Origin of the sequence: Schaalia sp. JY-X159 (assembly GCF_014525425.1) — a bacterium.
In the GTDB taxonomy this organism is placed as follows: Bacteria; Actinomycetota; Actinomycetes; order Actinomycetales; family Actinomycetaceae; genus Scrofimicrobium.
Genome location: NZ_JACEXI010000004.1, coordinates 174,666 through 193,162, shown reverse-complemented (window position 1 = coordinate 193,162; position 18,497 = coordinate 174,666). Strand labels below are relative to the sequence as shown.

The 18,497-nt window shown below is 58.8% G+C and carries 16 protein-coding genes, 2 tRNA genes and 1 pseudogene; 8 read left to right on the top strand and 11 right to left on the bottom strand.

Annotated elements, in window-relative coordinates:
* The first annotated feature begins 104 nt into the window (after positions 1-104).
* Positions 105-1,031, top strand: coding sequence for an acyl-CoA thioesterase II (locus tag IDL90_RS08390; RefSeq protein WP_187995077.1), 927 nt, complete (start codon positions 105-107; stop codon positions 1,029-1,031).
* Here IDL90_RS08390 and IDL90_RS08385 read toward each other — a convergent pair.
* From IDL90_RS08385 to orn, 4 genes are all read right to left on the bottom strand, one after another.
* Entirely contained in the window at positions 1,021-1,731 is a 711-nt protein-coding gene (locus IDL90_RS08385; RefSeq protein ID WP_182142165.1) for a DNA-binding response regulator, read from the bottom strand. The two genes, IDL90_RS08390 and IDL90_RS08385, sit on opposite strands and share 11 nt — an antisense overlap.
* A gap of 78 nt (positions 1,732-1,809) precedes the next feature.
* Positions 1,810-3,492 (bottom strand): energy-dependent translational throttle protein EttA, encoded by a 1,683-nt coding sequence (gene ettA, locus IDL90_RS08380; RefSeq protein ID WP_187995076.1) that lies wholly within the window; start codon positions 3,490-3,492, stop codon positions 1,810-1,812.
* An 86-nt stretch (positions 3,493-3,578) separates the two neighbouring features.
* Positions 3,579-4,157, bottom strand: coding sequence for a single-stranded DNA-binding protein (locus IDL90_RS08375; RefSeq protein WP_187995075.1), 579 nt, complete (start codon positions 4,155-4,157; stop codon positions 3,579-3,581).
* A gap of 141 nt (positions 4,158-4,298) precedes the next feature.
* On the bottom strand, positions 4,299-4,949 hold the full coding sequence (gene orn / locus IDL90_RS08370; RefSeq protein ID WP_316930317.1) for an oligoribonuclease: 651 nt from the start codon (positions 4,947-4,949) through the stop codon (positions 4,299-4,301).
* Positions 4,950-5,015: 66 nt separating this feature from the next.
* On the opposite strand from orn, the gene ilvA reads away from it, so the two are divergent.
* Entirely contained in the window at positions 5,016-6,356 is a 1,341-nt protein-coding gene (ilvA, locus tag IDL90_RS08365; RefSeq protein ID WP_187995074.1) for a threonine ammonia-lyase IlvA, read from the top strand.
* Between the two features lie 14 nt (positions 6,357-6,370).
* Here the strand turns inward: ilvA and IDL90_RS08360 are convergent, their stop codons facing one another.
* The 3 genes from IDL90_RS08360 to IDL90_RS08350 form a co-directional block, all read right to left on the bottom strand.
* Positions 6,371-7,204: an SDR family oxidoreductase gene (locus IDL90_RS08360; protein WP_187995073.1), complete on the bottom strand. Its 834-nt coding sequence runs from the start codon at positions 7,202-7,204 to the stop codon at positions 6,371-6,373.
* A gap of 27 nt (positions 7,205-7,231) precedes the next feature.
* A tRNA-Arg gene (locus tag IDL90_RS08355) sits at positions 7,232-7,304 on the bottom strand.
* A gap of 101 nt (positions 7,305-7,405) precedes the next feature.
* A complete protein-coding gene (locus IDL90_RS08350) occupies positions 7,406-8,287 on the bottom strand; it encodes an HAD family phosphatase (protein WP_187995072.1) in 882 nt (293 codons plus the stop codon).
* 188 nt (positions 8,288-8,475) lie between these two features.
* Between IDL90_RS08350 and IDL90_RS08345 the strand changes: the two genes are divergently transcribed.
* The gene (locus tag IDL90_RS08345; protein ID WP_187995071.1) at positions 8,476-9,942 is read left to right on the top strand and encodes a SpaH/EbpB family LPXTG-anchored major pilin; all 1,467 of its coding nucleotides are present in this window, start codon (positions 8,476-8,478) and stop codon (positions 9,940-9,942) included.
* 28 nt (positions 9,943-9,970) lie between these two features.
* A complete protein-coding gene (locus tag IDL90_RS08340) occupies positions 9,971-10,873 on the top strand; it encodes a class C sortase (protein ID WP_182142158.1) in 903 nt (300 codons plus the stop codon).
* On the opposite strand, the pseudogene IDL90_RS08335 reads toward IDL90_RS08340, so the two are convergent.
* Positions 10,800-11,432, bottom strand: a pseudogene (locus IDL90_RS08335) (DUF72 domain-containing protein). The gene IDL90_RS08340 and the pseudogene IDL90_RS08335 overlap by 74 nt on opposite strands.
* A 67-nt stretch (positions 11,433-11,499) precedes the next feature.
* On the opposite strand from IDL90_RS08335, the gene IDL90_RS08330 reads away from it, so the two are divergent.
* Together IDL90_RS08330 and IDL90_RS08325 are read left to right on the top strand one after the other, a co-directional pair.
* Positions 11,500-12,174: a bifunctional 2-polyprenyl-6-hydroxyphenol methylase/3-demethylubiquinol 3-O-methyltransferase UbiG gene (locus IDL90_RS08330; RefSeq protein WP_187995069.1), complete on the top strand. Its 675-nt coding sequence runs from the start codon at positions 11,500-11,502 to the stop codon at positions 12,172-12,174.
* A gap of 53 nt (positions 12,175-12,227) precedes the next feature.
* Positions 12,228-12,527, top strand: coding sequence for a YetF domain-containing protein (locus IDL90_RS08325; RefSeq protein WP_187995068.1), 300 nt, complete (start codon positions 12,228-12,230; stop codon positions 12,525-12,527).
* Between the two features lie 88 nt (positions 12,528-12,615).
* Here IDL90_RS08325 and IDL90_RS08320 read toward each other — a convergent pair whose 3' ends face one another.
* Both IDL90_RS08320 and IDL90_RS08315 read right to left on the bottom strand, forming a co-directional pair.
* Positions 12,616-13,554, bottom strand: coding sequence for a DUF1214 domain-containing protein (locus IDL90_RS08320; protein ID WP_187995067.1), 939 nt, complete (start codon positions 13,552-13,554; stop codon positions 12,616-12,618).
* A gap of 618 nt (positions 13,555-14,172) precedes the next feature.
* A tRNA-Lys gene (locus tag IDL90_RS08315) sits at positions 14,173-14,249 on the bottom strand.
* A 178-nt stretch (positions 14,250-14,427) separates the two neighbouring features.
* Between IDL90_RS08315 and IDL90_RS08310 the strand changes: the two genes are divergently transcribed.
* Positions 14,428-15,036 (top strand): vitamin K epoxide reductase family protein, encoded by a 609-nt coding sequence (locus IDL90_RS08310; RefSeq protein WP_187995066.1) that lies wholly within the window; start codon positions 14,428-14,430, stop codon positions 15,034-15,036.
* Positions 15,037-15,040: 4 nt separating this feature from the next.
* Here IDL90_RS08310 and IDL90_RS08305 read toward each other — a convergent pair whose 3' ends face one another.
* On the bottom strand, positions 15,041-15,487 hold the full coding sequence (locus IDL90_RS08305; RefSeq protein ID WP_187995065.1) for an HIT family protein: 447 nt from the start codon (positions 15,485-15,487) through the stop codon (positions 15,041-15,043).
* A 92-nt stretch (positions 15,488-15,579) separates the two neighbouring features.
* On the opposite strand from IDL90_RS08305, the gene leuS reads away from it, so the two are divergent.
* A complete protein-coding gene (leuS, locus tag IDL90_RS08300) occupies positions 15,580-18,492 on the top strand; it encodes a leucine--tRNA ligase (protein ID WP_187995064.1) in 2,913 nt (970 codons plus the stop codon).
* Positions 18,493-18,497 lie beyond the last annotated feature (5 nt).

Sequence of the window (18,497 nt, the reverse complement as noted above, 5' to 3'; positions counted from 1 at the left end):
GTCAACTCCTATAGATGATAGTCGCTTCTGATCATCCATGAACCCAAACCTGACCCTCACCTGGGAATTGTTCATCAAGTGGCAGAGCGAGAGAGAATAGACCTATGACTTCTCCCATTGCTGTTCCCCTGATCGATACGGAACCAGTTGCATCGGTTCTGCGGATTCTCAACTTATCTCCACTGGACGAGGACGTCTTTACCGCGCAGTCCCTCCCCCAGGTGCGGCGTGTCTACGGCGGTCAAGTTGTGGCCCAGGCGCTACTGGCAGCCGCGGCAACGGTCCCTGACCAGAACAGGTTGCCACACTCACTACACTCATATTTCCTCCGCGGAGGGAACCCCGATGAAGTCTTCGAGGTCTCTGTTGAGCGCCTCCGCGATGGACGTTCATTTTCCAACCGAAGAGTCGTTGCTCGCCAAGGTGAAAGAGAGATTTTCTCCATGATCACCTCTTTCCAAGCCACCGAGGACGGGCTGTCTTTTGCTTCTGTTGCCCCCGAAGTTGCCGGACCGGAAGAGCTGTCCAGCGCGCTCGAACTCTTCCGCACCATGGATCATCCCGTCGGAAAGTTCTTGGGCAAGACTGCGGCGTTTGATGTTCGCCACGTCCAGTCTTCCCTCTACACGGGAGCAGACCCATCAAGGAGCGGAGATCAGCAGTTGTGGATGAAGATTCGTTCTGATGTTGCCAGTGACACCCCGCAGGTTGTTCACCGCGCTCTACTGGCCTACGTTATCGACCAGGTAATGCTCGAACCCGCATTGAGGAGTGTTGGCCTCTCCTGGCTCACTCCGGGACTGTCGTTGGCGTCACTGGACCACGCCATGTGGTTTCACACAAATGTCAACATCAATGACTGGCTACTCTTCTGCGGTCATGTGGACTCAGTCGGTGGGGGGCGCGCCAAGGCACGCGCGGAGGTCTACAATCCGGACGGGCAGCCGATAGCAACCGCATCTCAAGAGGGAATGATTCGTGTCGCAAACCCGGACCATGGGGCCAACTCGCGTTGGGGCTTCAACTCCTAGAGAGGTCCCAAGGATCCCTGTCATCCCCAAAATAAGACACGACACCGTCCTCGGCTGCCCTGTGGAACAGGTCGATCCTTGACTCGACGTTGCGCCCATCTTGGCGGTACTTCTCACGAATTCGTGCCACCGACTTGTTCACGGTGTGAATGGAAAATGAGAGTCGTCTAGCGATCTGTTCCGCCGTCTCACCCGAGGCATAGAGAGCAAGAATCGCCGTCTCATTCTTCGTGAGATTCTCAGTAACGAAATCCCTATCTGCGTCGAGGGCGGCAGCCCAGTCCAACCCGGCACTCGGCCTCCCCTCGGACGCGGCCAAGATGGACTCAACCAGTTCGCTGGGGGGAGCAGATTTCCTCACGACTGCAAGAGCTCCCGCACCAATCGCTTCCCTCACCAGAACGGGGTTGTCTGCCGAAGTGTAAACGACAGTGGGCAAACCAAGTCGGTGCAAGTACCCCAGGGATTCGGCTGGTCTGGAGCCGTCATGCAGGCGAAGATCCAAGACAGCAACCGCTGGAAGTCTCAGCAGAGTTGGCACCTTATGCACCGAATCAGCATAGAAAAAATCGGCGCTGACTCCCGCTTCACTGAATGCGTGCTGCACACCAAGGAAAACAATCTCATGGTCGTCGATGACGACTATGGCGAGGGCGCCTGTACGCTCCCCATCAGGGATTTCCCGAGATATTTCGACCATGACCAATAATCTCACAAAGGTGCGGGGGGTTGACAATCCATGTCACCCCCCGTACCTTCGTACCCGCCCGAGTGTCTCTTAGTCCCGGGTCAGTTTGCGGTAGGTTACCGACTTCGGACGCGCAGCCTCGGCACCAAGACGCTCGACCTTGTTCTTCTCGTACGCCTCAAAGTTGCCTTCGAACCAGTACCACTGATCAGGGTTCTCCGCGGTGCCTTCCCATGCCAGGATGTGGGTTGCCACCCTGTCAAGGAACCACCGGTCGTGCGTCACTACGACAGCACAACCCGGGAACTGCTCAAGAGCGTTCTCCAGAGACGAGAGGGTTTCAACATCCAGGTCGTTTGTGGGCTCATCAAGCAGCAGGAGGTTGCCACCCTGTTTGAGTGTTAGCGCCAGGTTGAGCCGGTTCCGTTCACCACCTGAGAGGACACCGGCTGGCTTCTGCTGGTCGGCACCCTTAAACCCAAATGCCGACACGTAGGCGCGGGACGGCATCTCAACATTGCCGACCTGAATGTGGTCGAGGCCGTCCGAGACAACTTCCCAAAGAGGCTTGTCCGGGTCAATGCCAGCGCGATTCTGGTCGACATAAGAGATCTTGACCGTCTCGCCAATCTTGAGATCACCATCATCAAGCGGCTCAAGACCGACAATTGTCTTGAACAAAGTAGTCTTCCCAACACCGTTGGGGCCAATCACGCCGACGATGCCGTTCGGAGGCAGTGAGAATGACAAGCCACTAATCAGGACCCTGTCACCGAAACCTTTCTTGAGGTTCTTTGCCTCAATGACCGTGGAGCCAAGACGGGGGCCCGGCGGAATCTGGATCTCTTCAAAGTCAAGCTTGCGTGTCCGTTCGGCCTCAGTCGCCATCTCTTCGTAGCGCTCGAGGCGAGCCTTCTGCTTCGCCTGACGCCCCTTGGCGCTTGTGCGAACCCAGTCGAGTTCATCCTTGAGCCGCTTGGCCATCTTCTGGTCCTTCTTGCCCTGAATCTGCAGACGGCGCTGCTTCTCTTCAAGGTAAGTCGTGTAGTTCCCCTCATACGCGTAGAGGTGACCGCGGTCAATCTCAGCAATCCACTGCGCGACATGATCCAAGAAGTAGCGGTCGTGAGTAATCGCAATAACAGCACCGGGGTATTTCTGCAGGTGTTGCTCTAGCCAGAGCACTGACTCAGCATCCAAGTGGTTCGTTGGCTCATCAAGCAGAAGGAGGTCTGGAGCCTCAAGGAGGAGGCGACAGAGTGCAACGCGGCGACGCTCACCCCCGGAGAGGACGGACACAGGCGTATCCGGGGGCGGGCACCGCAGTGCATCCATGGCCTGAGACAGCTGTGAGTCAAGATCCCAGGCATCCGCCGCGTCGATCTCCGTCTGCAGTTCACCCATCTCACCCATCAGCGCGTCAAAGTCAGCGTCTGGGTCTGCCATCTCCTCAGAGATCTGGTTGTAGCGGTGAAGCTTGGACATGATGCCCGACACGCCCAGCTCGACGTTTTCAAGCACGGTCTTGTCTTCGTCCAACTTCGGTTCCTGCTCGAGAATCCCGACCGAGTATCCCGGTGTTAGTCGAGCCTCACCGTTCGATGGCTCATCAATGCCAGCCATGATCTTCAGAATTGAAGACTTACCCGCACCATTGGGGCCAACCATACCGATTTTGGCACCCGGCAGGAAAGCCATTGTTACATCGTCAAGGATCACCTTGTCACCGTGCGCCTTACGGGCGCGGACCATTGAGTAAATGTACTCAGCCACGACACTCCATTCATGGGGGAAGAAGACAACTTCCCCCATGGTAGGCGGACCTGCGGGTACGTGAAAGCGACCGGCTGAAGGTCACATCATGCCGCGTCAGAAATCGCCGTGGATTCGTCCTCCTGCGACTCGCCAGCGGCTAAGGCATCACCCTCCTGGATCACCTCCGGATCCACTTGGTGTGCCACCTCCGTTTCAAGTTCGTCGTCGTTCCCCGCTTCTCCATCGGAGCGTGGCTGGGTGTCTTGAGACGGGATGATCCGGATGTCTGGCCCCTCTTCTTCGCCGGGCCGCACCGGAGCAAGACGCCGGTAGTTCGTTATCCCAAAGCCCATGTCATGTCCGGCCGTGAACGCGTTGATCGCAAGTTCCGTGCGTATCTCACCATCCTGGCCAACCCACGCATGAGCCGCGGGTCGTCCGATGACGACCAGGGGCTGCCCTTTTCGAAGAGAACTCGCCATATTCTCTGCCAGTGGACCCCACGCGCGGATGGTGTGCCATTTAGGTTCGCCATCCTCCCACTTGCCACTGTCATTCCGCCTGGCGCGGGGGATGACCATTCGGAAGCGGACGAAGCTTCGCCCTCCCCCGTCCTCGGGTCGATGCAGCGTCAGGTTGGTCCCCACACGCCCCCGCAACACCATCAGATCACTCATACTCATAGCAGCTCCCTTTCGTCCTGGCTTCCCCGTCTTTGCGGGGGCTTGTCCTAGCCGCCTTCAGTTTGGCGACAGAGGAGGAGGGCTGCCAGCGGGTCAGGAGAGATCTGGGGAAAACGCCGCAAGTGCTGAGCTGTGGAAAACTTACTCTTCGTCGCCTGCGAACGTGGCATCGGCAGCGCTGCGAACTTCCTCAGCCATGCGACGATACACACCCTTCTCTTCGATGAGGTCGTCGGGGAACAATGCTCGCCGGTAGTAGGCCAACTCAACTATCGAGTCCTGAATGTCCCCGAGCGCGCGGTGCCCTCCGTTCTTCTCAGGCGCACAAACGTATACCCGCGGGTACCAGCGCTTCGCCAACTCCTTGATTGTCGACACGTCGATGATCCGGTAGTGCATGTACTCGACCAGGTTCGGCATGTAGGCGCGGAGAAAGCGCACGTCCTGCCCGATGGAGTTGCCGGCAATCGGGGCCACGCCAGGCTGAGAGATAATCGAACTCACGTACTCAAGCACCGCGACCTCGGCATCTTTGAGCGGAACTCCGGAGTCGAACTCATTGATCAAACCCGAGTCCGTATGCATCTGCGTGACAAAAGGAGACATCTGCGCCAGAGACGCAGCCGACGGCTTGATGACGATATCGATGCCTTCGGCCAGGGGGTTGAGGTCGGAGTCCGTGATGATCACGGCTATCTCCACCAGTTCGTCAACCTCTGGGTCCAGACCTGTCATTTCGCAGTCGATCCAGACGATCGGGTTCTTTACGGATTTGCTGTTGTCAGTACTCACCCCCTCACTTTACGTCGCCATATGGTCAAGGACCGCATTGTTTCAGGACCCTCCTAGACTGTCTGTGTGGAAAGCACGGAAGATACTCAGCAACACGCCCGCAGGCCCGGACATGAACGAGGGCGGAAGGACGCGGAATCATCCCCCCATGCCGTTTCTGCACGCGATGTTGATGAGGCTGCGCAACGCCTCTCGCACGTTGCACGGCTCACGGCGGTGGATGAAATCGACAGGCTCACAGAGGCAGCTGGGGTACGCGTTCTGGTGAAACGTGAAGATCAGCAGGTTGTCCGCTCTTTCAAGCTGCGCGGCGCCTACAACCGAATGGCACAGTTGTCTGAGTCGGAACGGCAAGCGGGAGTGGTGTGTGCATCCGCTGGGAACCACGCGCAGGGTGTTGCGATGGCATGCGCCCAGCTAGGTATCCATGGCACCATCTTTCTTCCTTCCTCCACACCGCGGCAGAAACGGCGCCGTATCGCCACCATCGGTGGCCCCTGGATCACCATGCAGTTCGTGGACGGCACTTTCGACGAAACACAGGCGGTGGCACTCGCGGCCGCTGAACGTTCGTGGAAGACCTACATTCACCCCTATGACGATCCTGCTGTTATCGCAGGTCAGGGTTCAGTTGCCAAGGAGATCGCCGAGCAGTTAGGCGACAGTCTTGCGACCGTGGTGGTGCCGGTCGGAGGTGGTGGCCTCATCGCAGGTATGGCCGCGTGGCTCAGTGAGAACCGTCCTGATGTACGCGTTATTGGCGTTGAGTCCGAGGGCGCCGCTTCCACCTCGGCCGCATTGGCTGCCGGGGAGCCCGTCAAACTCCCGCAGGTCGACATGTTTGTCGACGGCACCGCCGTTGGGCTGGCGGGGTCCTGCACCTACGACCTCGTTCGTGACCTGGTTGACGAGGTCGTGGTGGTTCCCGAAGGTGCGGTCTGCACCGAAATGCTTGACCTCTACCACCTGGATGGAATCATCGCTGAACCCGCCGGCGCACTTTCAACAACTGCGATTTCTTTGGCGGCAGCGGGCCTGCTCCAAGGCCTTCCCCTCGATGGGGTCACCGTCGGCATTATTTCCGGTGGCAACAATGACTTGACTCGCTACAACGAGGTTCAAGAACGGTCCCAGGTTTACCGTAATTTGCGCCACTACTTCCTAGTGTCGTTTCCGCAGAGGCCGGGCGCGCTTCGGGAGTTCCTCGATGATGTGCTTGGCCCAGAAGATGACATTCTCTACTTCGAGTACACGAAGAAGAACAACCGTGAAACCGGTCCCGCCCTCGTTGGGATCGACACGGCCTCGGAATCTTCACTCACCGATCTGCGCGAGCGCATGGCGTCCTCGGACTTGAGGATTGACGAACTGGACTCAGATTCGGAGCTGTTGCGCTTCCTGGTCTAAGCCCCGCTCACGGTTCAGAAGAGGGGATCCTTGTCACCCCATGGCACAACCGCGAACCGGCGCGCCTCGGGGTTGGCGTCAAGGACACCCGCCACTGCGGTGAGGCTATCGGCCGTATCTGTGCCCGCCCTGAGGTAGCGACCCGACCATGCGTCCAGCTCGCCACGCCCAATCGCGCAGACCAGCTCAACTGTTGCTTCCACGGGGGTGAACTCCTCACGCCCAGCATGCGCTGCCATGGAAGTGGTCATGTCGGTACGCACCACGCCCGGCGCTACACCAAAAGCGCGGATTCCCAGGGGTGCCCCGGCTTCATCCACATCCCCCACGTTGCGTAACTGCGCCGCTTTGCTAGTTGTGTAGGCGCTGGCAACCCCCCAGCTGTTCGCCCCCGCGCCGGACACCAGGTTCACCACCCGACCACGTACGCCTGAAGAGTCGCCCAGATTGTGGGCGAGGACGGCTGGAAGAACCGCGCGTTCGACGTAAAGCGTGCCGAGCAGATTCGTTTCCACAACTGCCCGCAACTGGCTTGGGTCTGCTTCCCACACGGGGACTTCGGTGTCGATGCGCCCAGCATTGTTTACCAGCAACTGGGGGACACCAATTTCGGCGATGAGACTCGTCACGGCAGTTGACACCGCCCGGTAGTCGCCCACATCTGCGGCAGCGACACTGACCCGAGAGCCTGTCGACGAGTGGATTTCAGCCGCCAGTTCAGCGAGTGCGTCCTCGTCCGTCGCGATCAGACCCAGGTTCCAACCTGACTCGGCAAGCCCGAGGGCGATCGCGCGGCCAATTCCACGGCTCGCTCCGGTAACGAATGCGGTCTGCTTGCTGGTTTTCATGATCGCTCCAATGCGTCAACCTAGAAGCACCCCCGACAGGACTCGAACCTGCAACCTACGGATTAGAAGTCCGTTGCTCTATCCATTGAGCTACGGGGGCTAGTGGGTTAGAAACCCGCTACAGAGGATAGTACTCAAACACGTCTTCGTGCCAACTGGTCGAAGTAGATGAGGTGGAATCCCTACGGGCGTGCTCTGGTATCAACCTTTTCCGACACGGTAGGAAAATGCCTTCTGGGTCCCCTTGCGCCCGCTTGTCAACACCAGGTAGCCACCCCCTGCGAGTGCCGCGAAGACCGCAGCACGGCCTACGAAACGCAATACAACATCTTTTGTTTCATGGGCGCGTAGAATTTGCCACTCATTGGCACGAGCATGGGCCCGAAGGGCGCGGTCCGGGTTGACTGCGACAGGGTGGCCAACGGTGGAGAGCATCGGAATGTCGTTGGCCGAGTCCGAGTAAGCCCACGACTGGCTCAGGTCTAGATTGTTCTCCGCTGCCACCTCGAGGACGGCAACGACCTTCTCTTCACCGTGAACGATTTTCCCGTCAAGTTCGCCAATCAGGTAGCCATCAGCAACCTTGATCTTGGTGCCGATACCTCCGACTGCCCCGATCTGTCTGGCAATCTCCTCAGCTATCAGCCACGGCGTGGCTGAAATGAGGTAGACCGTGTGGCCAGCAGCGACGTGTGCTTTCAAGAGTTCGTATGTTGCCCTGTAAACCTTGGGAACGAAGTACTTCTCAAAAATGTCCTCGCCTAGGCGCTGCATGTCTTCAACAGAGTTACCTGCTACCAGCTGTGCGGCTCTGGAAGAAAAACTGCCGATCTTGTCCGTGTTCTCCCCAAACAGAATGAACTTGAAGGACTCCTTTGCGGCAAATCCCAGATCCCGAAAACCAAAAAGCGAGCGGCGAAACATCTCTTTCGCGGCCCAGTAGGCACTGGCGCCACGAACCAGCGTTTCATCGACATCAAAGAATGCTCCTATTCGGGAAGGTTCAATCTCTGCCTCAGCGTGGATTGCTTCGCGAAGTGTCGCTCGAACCCCGGGAACTTCTTCCTGCGGACGGTTACTCATAGCTCCATCTTACGGATGGTCGTCAAGAGATGTCCCCAATGCAAGAGATTCGGCGTTATCCCCAGATTGAGATTTCTGAGATGTGCCGACTGTATTTAGTTGGAAACGTAGGTGTTCAGCCAGTCATCAGGTCGCAACCGCGGCAGTTGGCCGGCTCATATCCGTCAATTCCAATGAAAGGTCCTCCCTTGAGAAAACTGACTATTGCAGCGATGGGAATCGCTGCCGTCCTAATGGGTGCATCCAACGTCGCCGCATCTGCCGCTCCCCCTCCCCCTTTGATTCCAGACGGAGCAACCGGGAGCATCAGCGTCCACAAGTACGCTCAGCCCACTCGCTATATAGCGGACAATCAGGGCATGCAACTGCCTCCTGGCGACCTGGAAGGCTTAGCCCCGTTGGAAGGCGCAAAGTTCACGATTGAACAGGTCGCAGGTATTGATTTGAAAACCAATGCCGGTTGGAAGAAAGCTCAATCACTTGTCGACACCTTCGACCCGTTCAACCCTGGTGCGATCACGCAGAACGGTCACGGCCTGGTCAACAAGAAGGAGGCAACCACCAACGCTTCGGGACTTGCATCATTCAAGAGTCTCCCGGTTGGTCTGTATCTTGTTCAAGAGAGCCAGGCTCCAACCGTTCCAGCCAATTCTGCGGTCACTAAGTCAATGCCATTCTTGATCTCAGTTCCTCTCACGGACCCACAGGATCGTCAGAACTGGGTCTTTGACGTCCACGCCTACCCGAAGAACACCATTAGTCGTGTCACAAAGACCGTGAATGACGGCTCCGCATACGCCCTCGGACAGGCGATAAGATTCACGATCGATTCCACCATTCCCGGCGGATCCGCAACTACCAAGTACGTCGTCAAGGACCACCTAGATCCGAAGCTGACCTACCGATCCACAACGGTGACGATCGATGGCCAAGCGACCACGGATTTCAATGCCACACATGACAAAGGCCTTGTTACCGTCACTCTCGGAGCTACCGCAAGGAAGGCAGCTTTTGACGCGCTTGTCGGCAACCCCAATGCAAAGGTGTCAGTCACACATGAGGCCATTGTGGCGGCTTCTGGGGAGATCTCTAACCAAGCGGAGCTGACCTTCCAGCGTGAGGGCGAACCGGAAACAGAGGTTCCCTCCACTGTGATCGAAACCAAGTTTGGAGGGATCAACGTCCTCAAGCACAATCGCGAAGGCAAGTTCTTGAGCGGAGCAATCTTTGAGGTTCGGGCTTCTCACACCAAAGACTTTGCGACTGCGACCGCGGTATCAGTCAACGGAAAGAGCCAGTGGGCCACAGGAGCTGATGGAAGAGTCACTGTTGATGGCTTGCGCTACTCAAACTGGGCGAACGGGGCAACTGTGGCGGAAGGATCGCCAGACTACAACTTTTACTGGCTCGTAGAAAAGCAGGCGCCGGTCGGCTATGAGCTACTTCCCGAACCCATTCCATTTACTGTCACCGCCCCAGTTGCCTCCGCGGCAACGGTAGACGTCGTCAACAGCCCGCACAACGCAGGCGGAGAGCTACCCAAGACAGGTGCCGAGGGGTCAGCTGCTCTTCTGGTCGGTGGACTCGCACTGATAGGCATAGGCGGCGGAGCTCTGATGCTGTCTCGCTCAAGGCGGAACTCCGACAAGGCATGAACCTTGCCGGCTCCCATGTAAAGCAACGATGAACTCCCACAGAGCTCGACGAAGCCAACCCGGCCGCACAGCCGCCAAGGTCCTCTCTTTGGTAGTGCTCGTGGCCGGGTTGGCTGTGCTGATGTATCCAGCCGTCTCCAAATGGCACGCAGCCTCAACCCATACGCAGGCAGTAGCTGAGTACGCATTCCTCCAACCTGACTCAGCCTTTGCCCAGTTCGAAACTGCACGCCAAGCCAATGAGGTGCGGGATCTCGAAACCGCGGGTCAAGCATTGGTTGTCGTCGGTAGCGACGTTCGTGCCCGGGTGCAGGTTCCGGCCGTCAAGATTGACCTACCCGTTTACGCAACCTCCTCGCCCGAAGACCTCCTGCGGGGAGCAGGCATCCTTGAAGGTAGCTCACTTCCTGTAGGTGGGGCGGGCACCCATGCCGCGATCACTGCGCACTCAGGAATGGTTACCGCCTCCATGTTCGACCATCTCGGCGAAGTCGCACTTGGGGACCACATCTACGTTGGGGTACTTGGGCAGACCCTGGCTTACACCGTCACCGAACGGGTCGTCGACACCCCTCGGGACGGTAGAGCTCGGATACAACCACAAACTGGCAAAGACCTTCTAACCCTGATCACCTGTACTCCCTACGGCATTAATACACATCGACTCTTGGTTACCGCGGAGCGCGACCTGGCCGAAGAGATGCAATTTGCTTCAAGTGCCTCCTCCGCGGCACAACCGGCACAGGTCGATTCCGACCGCCGCATTAACGCTGTCCTAGTGGCGACTGCATTGTTCCCATGCACCCTCGCAGCCTCCGCCCTCGTCATCAGAAACAAGACGAGGAAGCGAAGAAACGCTACGAGGCTGCGGCCCCGCCACCGATCGCCCACCCGTCGGCATCGAGCAGGTGCTCCAGGGTCAGCGCGTTAGTGGGCGCGTGGCCCGCGGCGGTGTTGTCAAAGTACACGTAGCAGTCCCGACCCACCTCAAGAAGGGGGCGCAGACGCGCCGCCCATGCCTATAGATCGGCCTCGGAGTAGTTGGAGTAGTAGATGCGCGGGCTTCCGTGTAGCCGGACATAGGTGAAGTCCGCAGTAACTTCGTCGAAGAAGGGATGTTTACCGGCCGAATCAGCCATGACTAATGCGGCATTGTGGCGACTCAGAATCTCGATTGCCTCCGTCGCCTCGAAACTGGCGTTACGAGGTTCGACTGCATACCGGATGAGCTGGTCGCGAACCTCTGTAGGGATCTCCGGAGGGGTTTCCGCAAGCGCTGCGGCGTCCCCAAGGGTCTTCGGAAGGGCGTCGAGGAAGCCCTCGAGAACGGAGGCGTCAAATCCTAGTGAGGGCGGCAGCTGCCAGAGCACGGGCCCCAGACTCTCCCCCAGCTCAAGTACGCCCGAGCCGAAAAACTGGCCAATGGCACCCTCGACGTCGTACTTCTTCCATCCCCCAACTATCACCCAGAGCAGACGCCGCAGCAACATATCGGACTGGGTAGGGGTCACCGGGTACGCTGGATCCCACTCACTTTCCCGATCTGAAGGAACGCTCGTGGAGAACGAACAAGATAGGCCGGAAGAGGCGCCTACCACCGTTGATGCTTGGGAACAGCGTTACGCCGACAGACCTCAGGTCTGGTCGGGGCGTGTCAATGCAGCCCTGGAAGAAGTGGTGCGGACGCTGCCCCCAGGAACAGCCCTCGACATTGGCTCCGGTGAGGGCGGCGACGTTATTTGGCTGGCAAGCCGCGGCTGGCAAGCCACAGGCCTTGATGCATCAAAGACCGCGGTGGAGCGTGCCTTGGCTGCAGCGCGAACCCATGGCCTCAGTGAAGGTAGCGCTCGATTCGTCGCATCCGACCTCACCGACATTGATGAGGTTGTGGGATCAGAGCGCTTCAACCTGGTGACAATGTCGTTCATGCAGTCACCCGCATCACTGACGCGCAGGGGCATCCTTGAAGTCGTGGCACCGCTGGTGGCAGTCGGAGGGTTGTTGCTCCTCACCTCTCACGCGGAGCCCCCACCATGGTCAAGTGGTCGGGGACCCAGGGTTTACCCGCAGCCTGCAGAGGAAGAAGCTGCCGTCAGGGCAGTGGTACCAGGTGTCGCTTGGGAAACCCTCGAGGCCGACATCCGCACTCGGGTCCACTCCCATGCCGGTAGAGAGCCTGCCGAGCTCCGAGACACCGTGGTGCTGATGCGGCGGCTCACCGGTCGATCCTAGGCCCCGCCCCCACACTCGCCTACGGCATCATCGCGTTACTCACGCTGATCACCATGGAGTCCATCTTCCGAGGGGTTCAGCACGCAGGAGGCTCGGGCCATTTCCTTGGGACCAAACCCATCCTCGTCTTCGTTGACGGCAAACCTGTGCCGGAGTCCTGCAAGGCAACACACACTTCCGTTGACGACCTCAACTCTGCGATGAGGAAAGCTGGAGCTCCAACCCCGAACGACGTGAAGTGCATCGTCTTGGAACCCAATGGGACCTACTCGGTTATCCGAGCAGGGAGTGAGTTCAATGTCGACATGTTCTCAGACGTTGTGGGAGCGGAGCGTCTCTCAGGACAAAACTAAAACCCCGGCGGAGTTGGTCCTTGGCCGTCGTTCAGCTCAACTCGCCGTGGTGATTCCTAGGCGCCAACGCGCTCCCCCTCGAACGTCTTTACGCGGTGAGAGCGGGAAACGCCCACTTGCCCGAGAGGATTTCCTGATGCGGGCGGTAGAGGCGGACGAGGTAGTTCCAACCCTCAGTGATCGGTATCGCGTTCGGCGTGCCTGGTGGATAGTCGCCGAATCGGATCGTGATCCGCCCGTCGGGATCACGGGCGCCGGTGATGTTATTGACCGTGTACGCATCTGCCTTGTTGGGTTCGAAGAATCCGTCCGCGTTGTACACAGACACCGACCAGAACCCGTCGACCGGGACCTGCCCGACCGTCAGCTCGTATTGCCCTAAAGGCAAGCGGGGGTCGACGCCGATGTAGCTGGCCTCCTCACTAGGTAGGCCACCCCAGCCTGCGGCGGTGCCAATGAGGTGGCGGACCGGATCCACTTGATCGGGCGTGCCGAACATCCGATCAAAGCCACTAAGGTTGCGGGCAAGCGACAAGAGCGCTTCGCGAGTCTCATCAAACGAGGCCCTGTCGTAGTCGGGCATCTCGAAGGGGAGATCCGAACCGCAATCCAGCCCGACCTGGTCCTGCAATGACACGACGGCCCGCACATCGGCGGTATCGGTCGGATCAACGAGGATGCGCAAAGCGATCACCGCATACCGAGTTCCGTCTTCCGGGGTACTCAGAGCGTGTGTACCCTCGTCATGGAACACATCGGTAACGTAGTGCCGTTCACTTACGATCATCGCCGAAAGGTAGCGATCACCGTGCTCGGGGATAGTCAGTGTTGCCCCGCCTTCCAGGTCGATGACGGCGAAGCTGTAGAGCGTGTCGCGGTTCAATCTGATCACTGCCTGCGCATTGATCGATGCCGGTTCACGGTTGTGGGTGAACTGGTTCACGCCTCCCGAAACGTGTTGCAGATCATGCATCATGCGGTGCGTCTCAGCGATTGCAAAGTTATCAACGTTAACCAAGGCACTCATGTGTCCATCATCTCATCCGCCCGATTCCACAAGTCAAGCCCTACGGATGGGATCGGTGCTCAGCTCGGCACTGCCAATGTCTTGCGGCTTGGCAAAGACATCCGCCCGATTCCCTGGTGCCGCGATGATCTTGATAGCCAACTCTCGATGGGACTGCTGCATAAGGAGGTGACAGTTGTTGCTGGCTGCTCTTGCATTGTGCTGGCACCTCAACCGAGGACTACCACAACGGCTGGAGTCGACGCTCGACCATTGGCAACCAAACACCCGCAGAGTACAAGCTGTGACACATGAAGCTACAAGCCGTGTCCTCGATTCTCACAAACAGGCTGCATAGATCCCGGAGCAGTTGAAGCACATGAATCAGCTCGTTCACGGTTCTTAAGTCATATCTGGGGCCCTGAGTCCCCTGCTCGCCTCTACCATCAACTACAGCCCGATTCGCCTTGCCAGCCCCTCCCCACTCCGCGAGATCGCTTAACTCCGCCACTTTCGGACGCGATCACAGTGTTATATGGCGGAATTATGCGATCTCACGGGGCGGGGATGCGTGGAGGCCGGTATCCCACCTCTTACCGGTAAAGCTAAAGCCCCCACCGAGGTGGAGGCTTCTGCTGTTGGTACGCCATCAGGGACTCGAACCCTGGACCCACAGATTAAGAGTCTGTTGCTCTAGCCAACTGAGCTAATGGCGCCTGGTAAAACCATGCCGCATCGGCCGTATCCAACCCTTGCGACGAATGAAAACTCTAGTGGATTCAGGGTCACTTGAGCAAGTTCGAAAGGCCTTCCCGGCATGTGAGTCTGCTCCTACGCAGGAGCCGGGGAAGATAAGCTCTCTAGTGCTACCAAACCGCAACTTCAGGGGGACCCGTGCCGAACGCATCATCAAAAGCTGCAAGATGGACCAGCCCGGCCACAGGCATCGCAGTCCTCTTCTTCGCGATTGTCGGCCTGATCTCCTCGATCGCGCTAATCCATTCGGAGCTCGAAGTGCTCCAAGACCCTGAAGCCAACCTGCTGTGTGACGTGAACCCTCTGATTGGCTGTTCATCATCATTGCTATCACCGCAGGCCCACCTCCTGGTTATCCCCAACGCAGCAGTGGGGCTGATGGCCTTCGGCGCACTGGCCGCCCTCGGCGCCGTCCTTACCTTCAAAGGATCCCTCCCCCGGCTGGTGTGGTGGGGAATGTCTGCTGGCGTCCTCGCTGGTGTCGGTTTCGTGGCGTTCTTCCTGCACGCCTCCGTCGCCGTCTTCCGGGCACTCTGCCCTTACTGCATGCTGACGTGGGTGGCCGCCCTCGCCCTCGTCCCCATCATCCTGGGCGGCGCGCTGGCATCCGGGTCTTTCGGCGACGGGTCCATCTCTTCGGGTAAGACAACCCTGAAGTACTCTTGGGCAATCGCCCTGGTCCTCTACCTCATTGTCGTCCTGGTCATCGTTGTGACCATGTCCGATAAGATCGGCTACCTCTTCTAGAACCCTAGAATGTCCTCGGGGAAGACATCACCATTGGGAGGTGCTTGGTGTGTCCCTGGTTGCGGAGCACCTCCCGGAGGGCATGAGCGGCCTCATCCAAGTCCACAGCGTCAGCCGCCCGCGCTCCCTTTAGGGACGCGGCCCCCTCGGACGTCGCGGGGATGACGTGTACGTGCGTGTGCGGCACCTCGAAACCGGCGATGATCACCACGGTTCGCGGAACGCTGAACGTGACTTCCTGTGCCTTACCGATTATCTGCGCTACTCGCATGACGTGGTCGAGGACGCCCGGCTCTAGGTCCGTCCATTTGTCGACCGGCTGGCGGGGGATGACGAGGACGTGTCCGGGGGCCACCGGTTCGATCGTCAAGATCGCCACGCAAGTATCGTCGGCCCACACAAACCGTCCGGGAATCTGGCCATCAACAATCATTTCGAAAACAGTGCTCATGGAGACATTGTCCCCCATTGATGACCGCGGCGACAGAGATGTCGGCGCCCTGCGCTACCCTAGATTCTGGCAATACTCAGGAGGAAGTAACGATGGCTGACAGTTTGCGCACCACTTCGGGGACGGATGTACCCCAGTTCCGCTATGACGCAAAAATGGCGGGAGAAATAGAGAAGAAGTGGCAGGGTATTTGGGCACGCGACGGCGTCTTCAATGCCGACAACCCGACCGGCGATCTTGCGGGTCCTCGGGCAGAGCTTGAGCCGTGGTTTGTCATGGATATGTTCCCCTACCCTTCGGGTTCGGGTCTTCATGTCGGTCATCCTCTGGGATACATTGCGACCGATATTTTGGCGCGGTATCAGCGCATGAATCAGAAGAATGTCCTCTATACCCTGGGTTTTGACGCATTCGGGCTCCCTGCGGAGCAGTACGCGATTGAAACGGGCCAGCACCCACGTGTCACGACCGAGCATGCGATGGAGATTTTCACGCGCCAGTTGGGGCGCCTGGGCCTCTCGCATGACAAGCGCCGCGGGTTCGCAACCATTGATGACGACTATGTGAAGTGGACGCAGTGGATCTTCCTGCAGATCTACAACTCCTGGTTTGACCCGGATATGCCCAACGGGGAAGGTTCCCTTGGCAAAGCACGCCCAGTCTCTGAGCTGGTGGAACAGTTTGCACGGGGTGAGCGCGCCGTTCCAGGCGGTCGCGCTTGGGCGGATTTGGACGAGGGCGAGCGGAGTGACGTTCTGTCCGGCTACCGCCTCGCTTACCTGTCGGAGTCACCGGTGAACTGGTGCCCGGGCCTGGGCACCGTCCTCGCCAATGAAGAAGTGACTTCAGAGGGCCGCTCGGAGCGCGGCAACTTCCCAGTGTTCACCCGTAAGCTACGCCAGTGGAACATGCGTATCACGGCCTACTCGGATCGTCTGACTGAGGCGCTCAGTGAGATTGATTGGCCTGAGAAGGTGCGGCTGATGCAGCGCCACTGGATCGGCAAGTCCCGCGGAGCCACCGTGACCTTCCAGGTTCCCGGCGCAGACGATCTGCAGGTGTTCACGACGCGACCCGACACACTGTTTGGCGCCACCTTCATGGTGGTTTCCCCCGAGCACCCCCTGCTGGACAACGGGGTTGTGCCAACCGAATGGCCCGATGGGACCCGGGAGGCGTGGACTGGTGGATACGCTAGTCCGACCGAGGCCGTGTCAACCTATCGCGCACAGGCGGCAGCCAAGACGGATATGGAACGTCAGGCAGAGGCCGGGGAAAAGACGGGTGTCTTCACGGGCATCTACGCCACCAACCCGGTCAACGACACTCCCGTACCGGTGTTCGTAGCCGACTACGTGCTGATGGGCTACGGGACTGGCGCCATCATGGCCGTTCCTGCCCATGATGACCGTGACTTCGCGTTTGCCAAGGCATTTGACATTGACATCATCCAAACCATTGACCCCGCCGGGGTTGAGGGTATCGAAGTTCCGGACGACTTCAGCATTGAAGAGTCAGCTTGGACCGGTGACGGCCTCATCATCAACTCTGAGCGCGGCGACTTCTCTATCAACGGCCTCGGAAAAGAAGCCGCAATCGACAAGATGATTGACTGGCTTGGGGCTCGGGAGATCGGTGAGGCAACAGTTACGTTCCGCCTCCGCGATTGGTTGTTCTCACGCCAGCGCTACTGGGGTGAGCCCTTCCCGGTTGTCTATGACGAGGACGGACGGGCACATGCACTCCCCGAAGACCAACTGCCTGTCTTGCTGCCCCACCTGGATGATTTCTCCCCCAAGACCTACGACGCAGACGATGCGGATTCTTCACCGGAGACTCCACTGACCCGCGCCGAGGATTGGCTGAACGTTGAGATTGATCTGGGCGATGGCGTCAAGAGTTACCGTCGTGACACGAACACCATGCCGAACTGGGCGGGCTCGTGCTACTACGAACTACGCTATGTCGACCCACATGACAGTGAACATCTGATTGAGGCCATCAACGACTCTTACTGGATGGGTCCACGTGACGGCAAGCCTGCGGGAGGCGTCGACCTCTACGTTGGCGGTGTGGAACACGCAGTCTTGCACCTCCTGTACGCGCGGTTCTGGCAGAAAGCGCTGTTTGATCTGGGATACGTCACGGCCCCCGAACCATTCCACAAGCTCTTCAACCAGGGCTACATCCTGGCCTACGCATACAAGGATTCCCGCGGGGTCTATGTCCCAGCCGAAGAGGTTGAGGGAGACGAACGGTCCGGATTCACATACAACGGCGAACCCGTGGAGCGCGAGTACGGCAAGATGGGCAAGTCACTGAAGAACTCTGTGACTCCTGATGAGATGTGCGACCGCTATGGTGCCGATTCCTTCCGGCTCTTTGAAATGTCCATGGCTCCCCTCGATTTGTCGCGCCCCTGGGAGACCCGTGCGGTCACCGGGTCCCTGCGTTTCCTGCAACGCCTGTGGCGAAACGTGGTCAGTGAGGAAACGGGTGAGGTCACGGTCTCGGATGCTCAGGCGGATGAGGAGACACGGAGGCTGCTCGCGCGCACCATCAGTGAGGTCACCGAAGAGTACGACAACATGCGCATCAACACGGCGATCGCCCGCATGATCGTCCTCAACAACCACCTCACCAGCCTGGATCAGGTGCCACGTGAGGTTGTTGAACCGTTGGTGCTGATGGTTGCCCCCGTCGCGCCTCATGTTGCTGAAGAGCTGTGGCAGCGCCTCGGTCATGACACTCCACTGGCCCAGCATGATTTCCCGGTGGTTCAGGACGAATCACTGCTGGTCGAAGATACCGTTACTTGCATTGTGCAGGTCAATGGGAAGCTGCGCGCCCGGATCGACGTGCCGGCGGACATCCCCGAAGACAAACTTGTGGAACTTGCCCGGGAGCTTTCACCCGTGCAACGCACACTTGGCGACCAGGAGCCGATGCGAACCATCGTGCGTGCACCGAAACTGGTCAACTTCGTGGCACCCCCCAAGAAGTAGCTTCA

Coding starts and splice junctions, on each gene's coding strand:
- IDL90_RS08390 (WP_187995077.1), top strand. CDS start 105: ATGACTTCTCCCATTGCTGTTCCCCTGATCGATACGGAACCAGTTGCA.
- IDL90_RS08385 (WP_182142165.1), bottom strand. CDS start 1,731: ATGGTCGAAATATCTCGGGAAATCCCTGATGGGGAGCGTACAGGCGCC.
- IDL90_RS08375 (WP_187995075.1), bottom strand. CDS start 4,157: ATGAGTATGAGTGATCTGATGGTGTTGCGGGGGCGTGTGGGGACCAAC.
- IDL90_RS08360 (WP_187995073.1), bottom strand. CDS start 7,204: ATGAAAACCAGCAAGCAGACCGCATTCGTTACCGGAGCGAGCCGTGGA.
- IDL90_RS08350 (WP_187995072.1), bottom strand. CDS start 8,287: ATGAGTAACCGTCCGCAGGAAGAAGTTCCCGGGGTTCGAGCGACACTT.
- IDL90_RS08340 (WP_182142158.1), top strand. CDS start 9,971: ATGAACTCCCACAGAGCTCGACGAAGCCAACCCGGCCGCACAGCCGCC.
- IDL90_RS08325 (WP_187995068.1), top strand. CDS start 12,228: ATGGAGTCCATCTTCCGAGGGGTTCAGCACGCAGGAGGCTCGGGCCAT.
- IDL90_RS08320 (WP_187995067.1), bottom strand. CDS start 13,554: ATGAGTGCCTTGGTTAACGTTGATAACTTTGCAATCGCTGAGACGCAC.
- IDL90_RS08305 (WP_187995065.1), bottom strand. CDS start 15,487: ATGAGCACTGTTTTCGAAATGATTGTTGATGGCCAGATTCCCGGACGG.
- leuS (WP_187995064.1), top strand. CDS start 15,580: ATGGCTGACAGTTTGCGCACCACTTCGGGGACGGATGTACCCCAGTTC.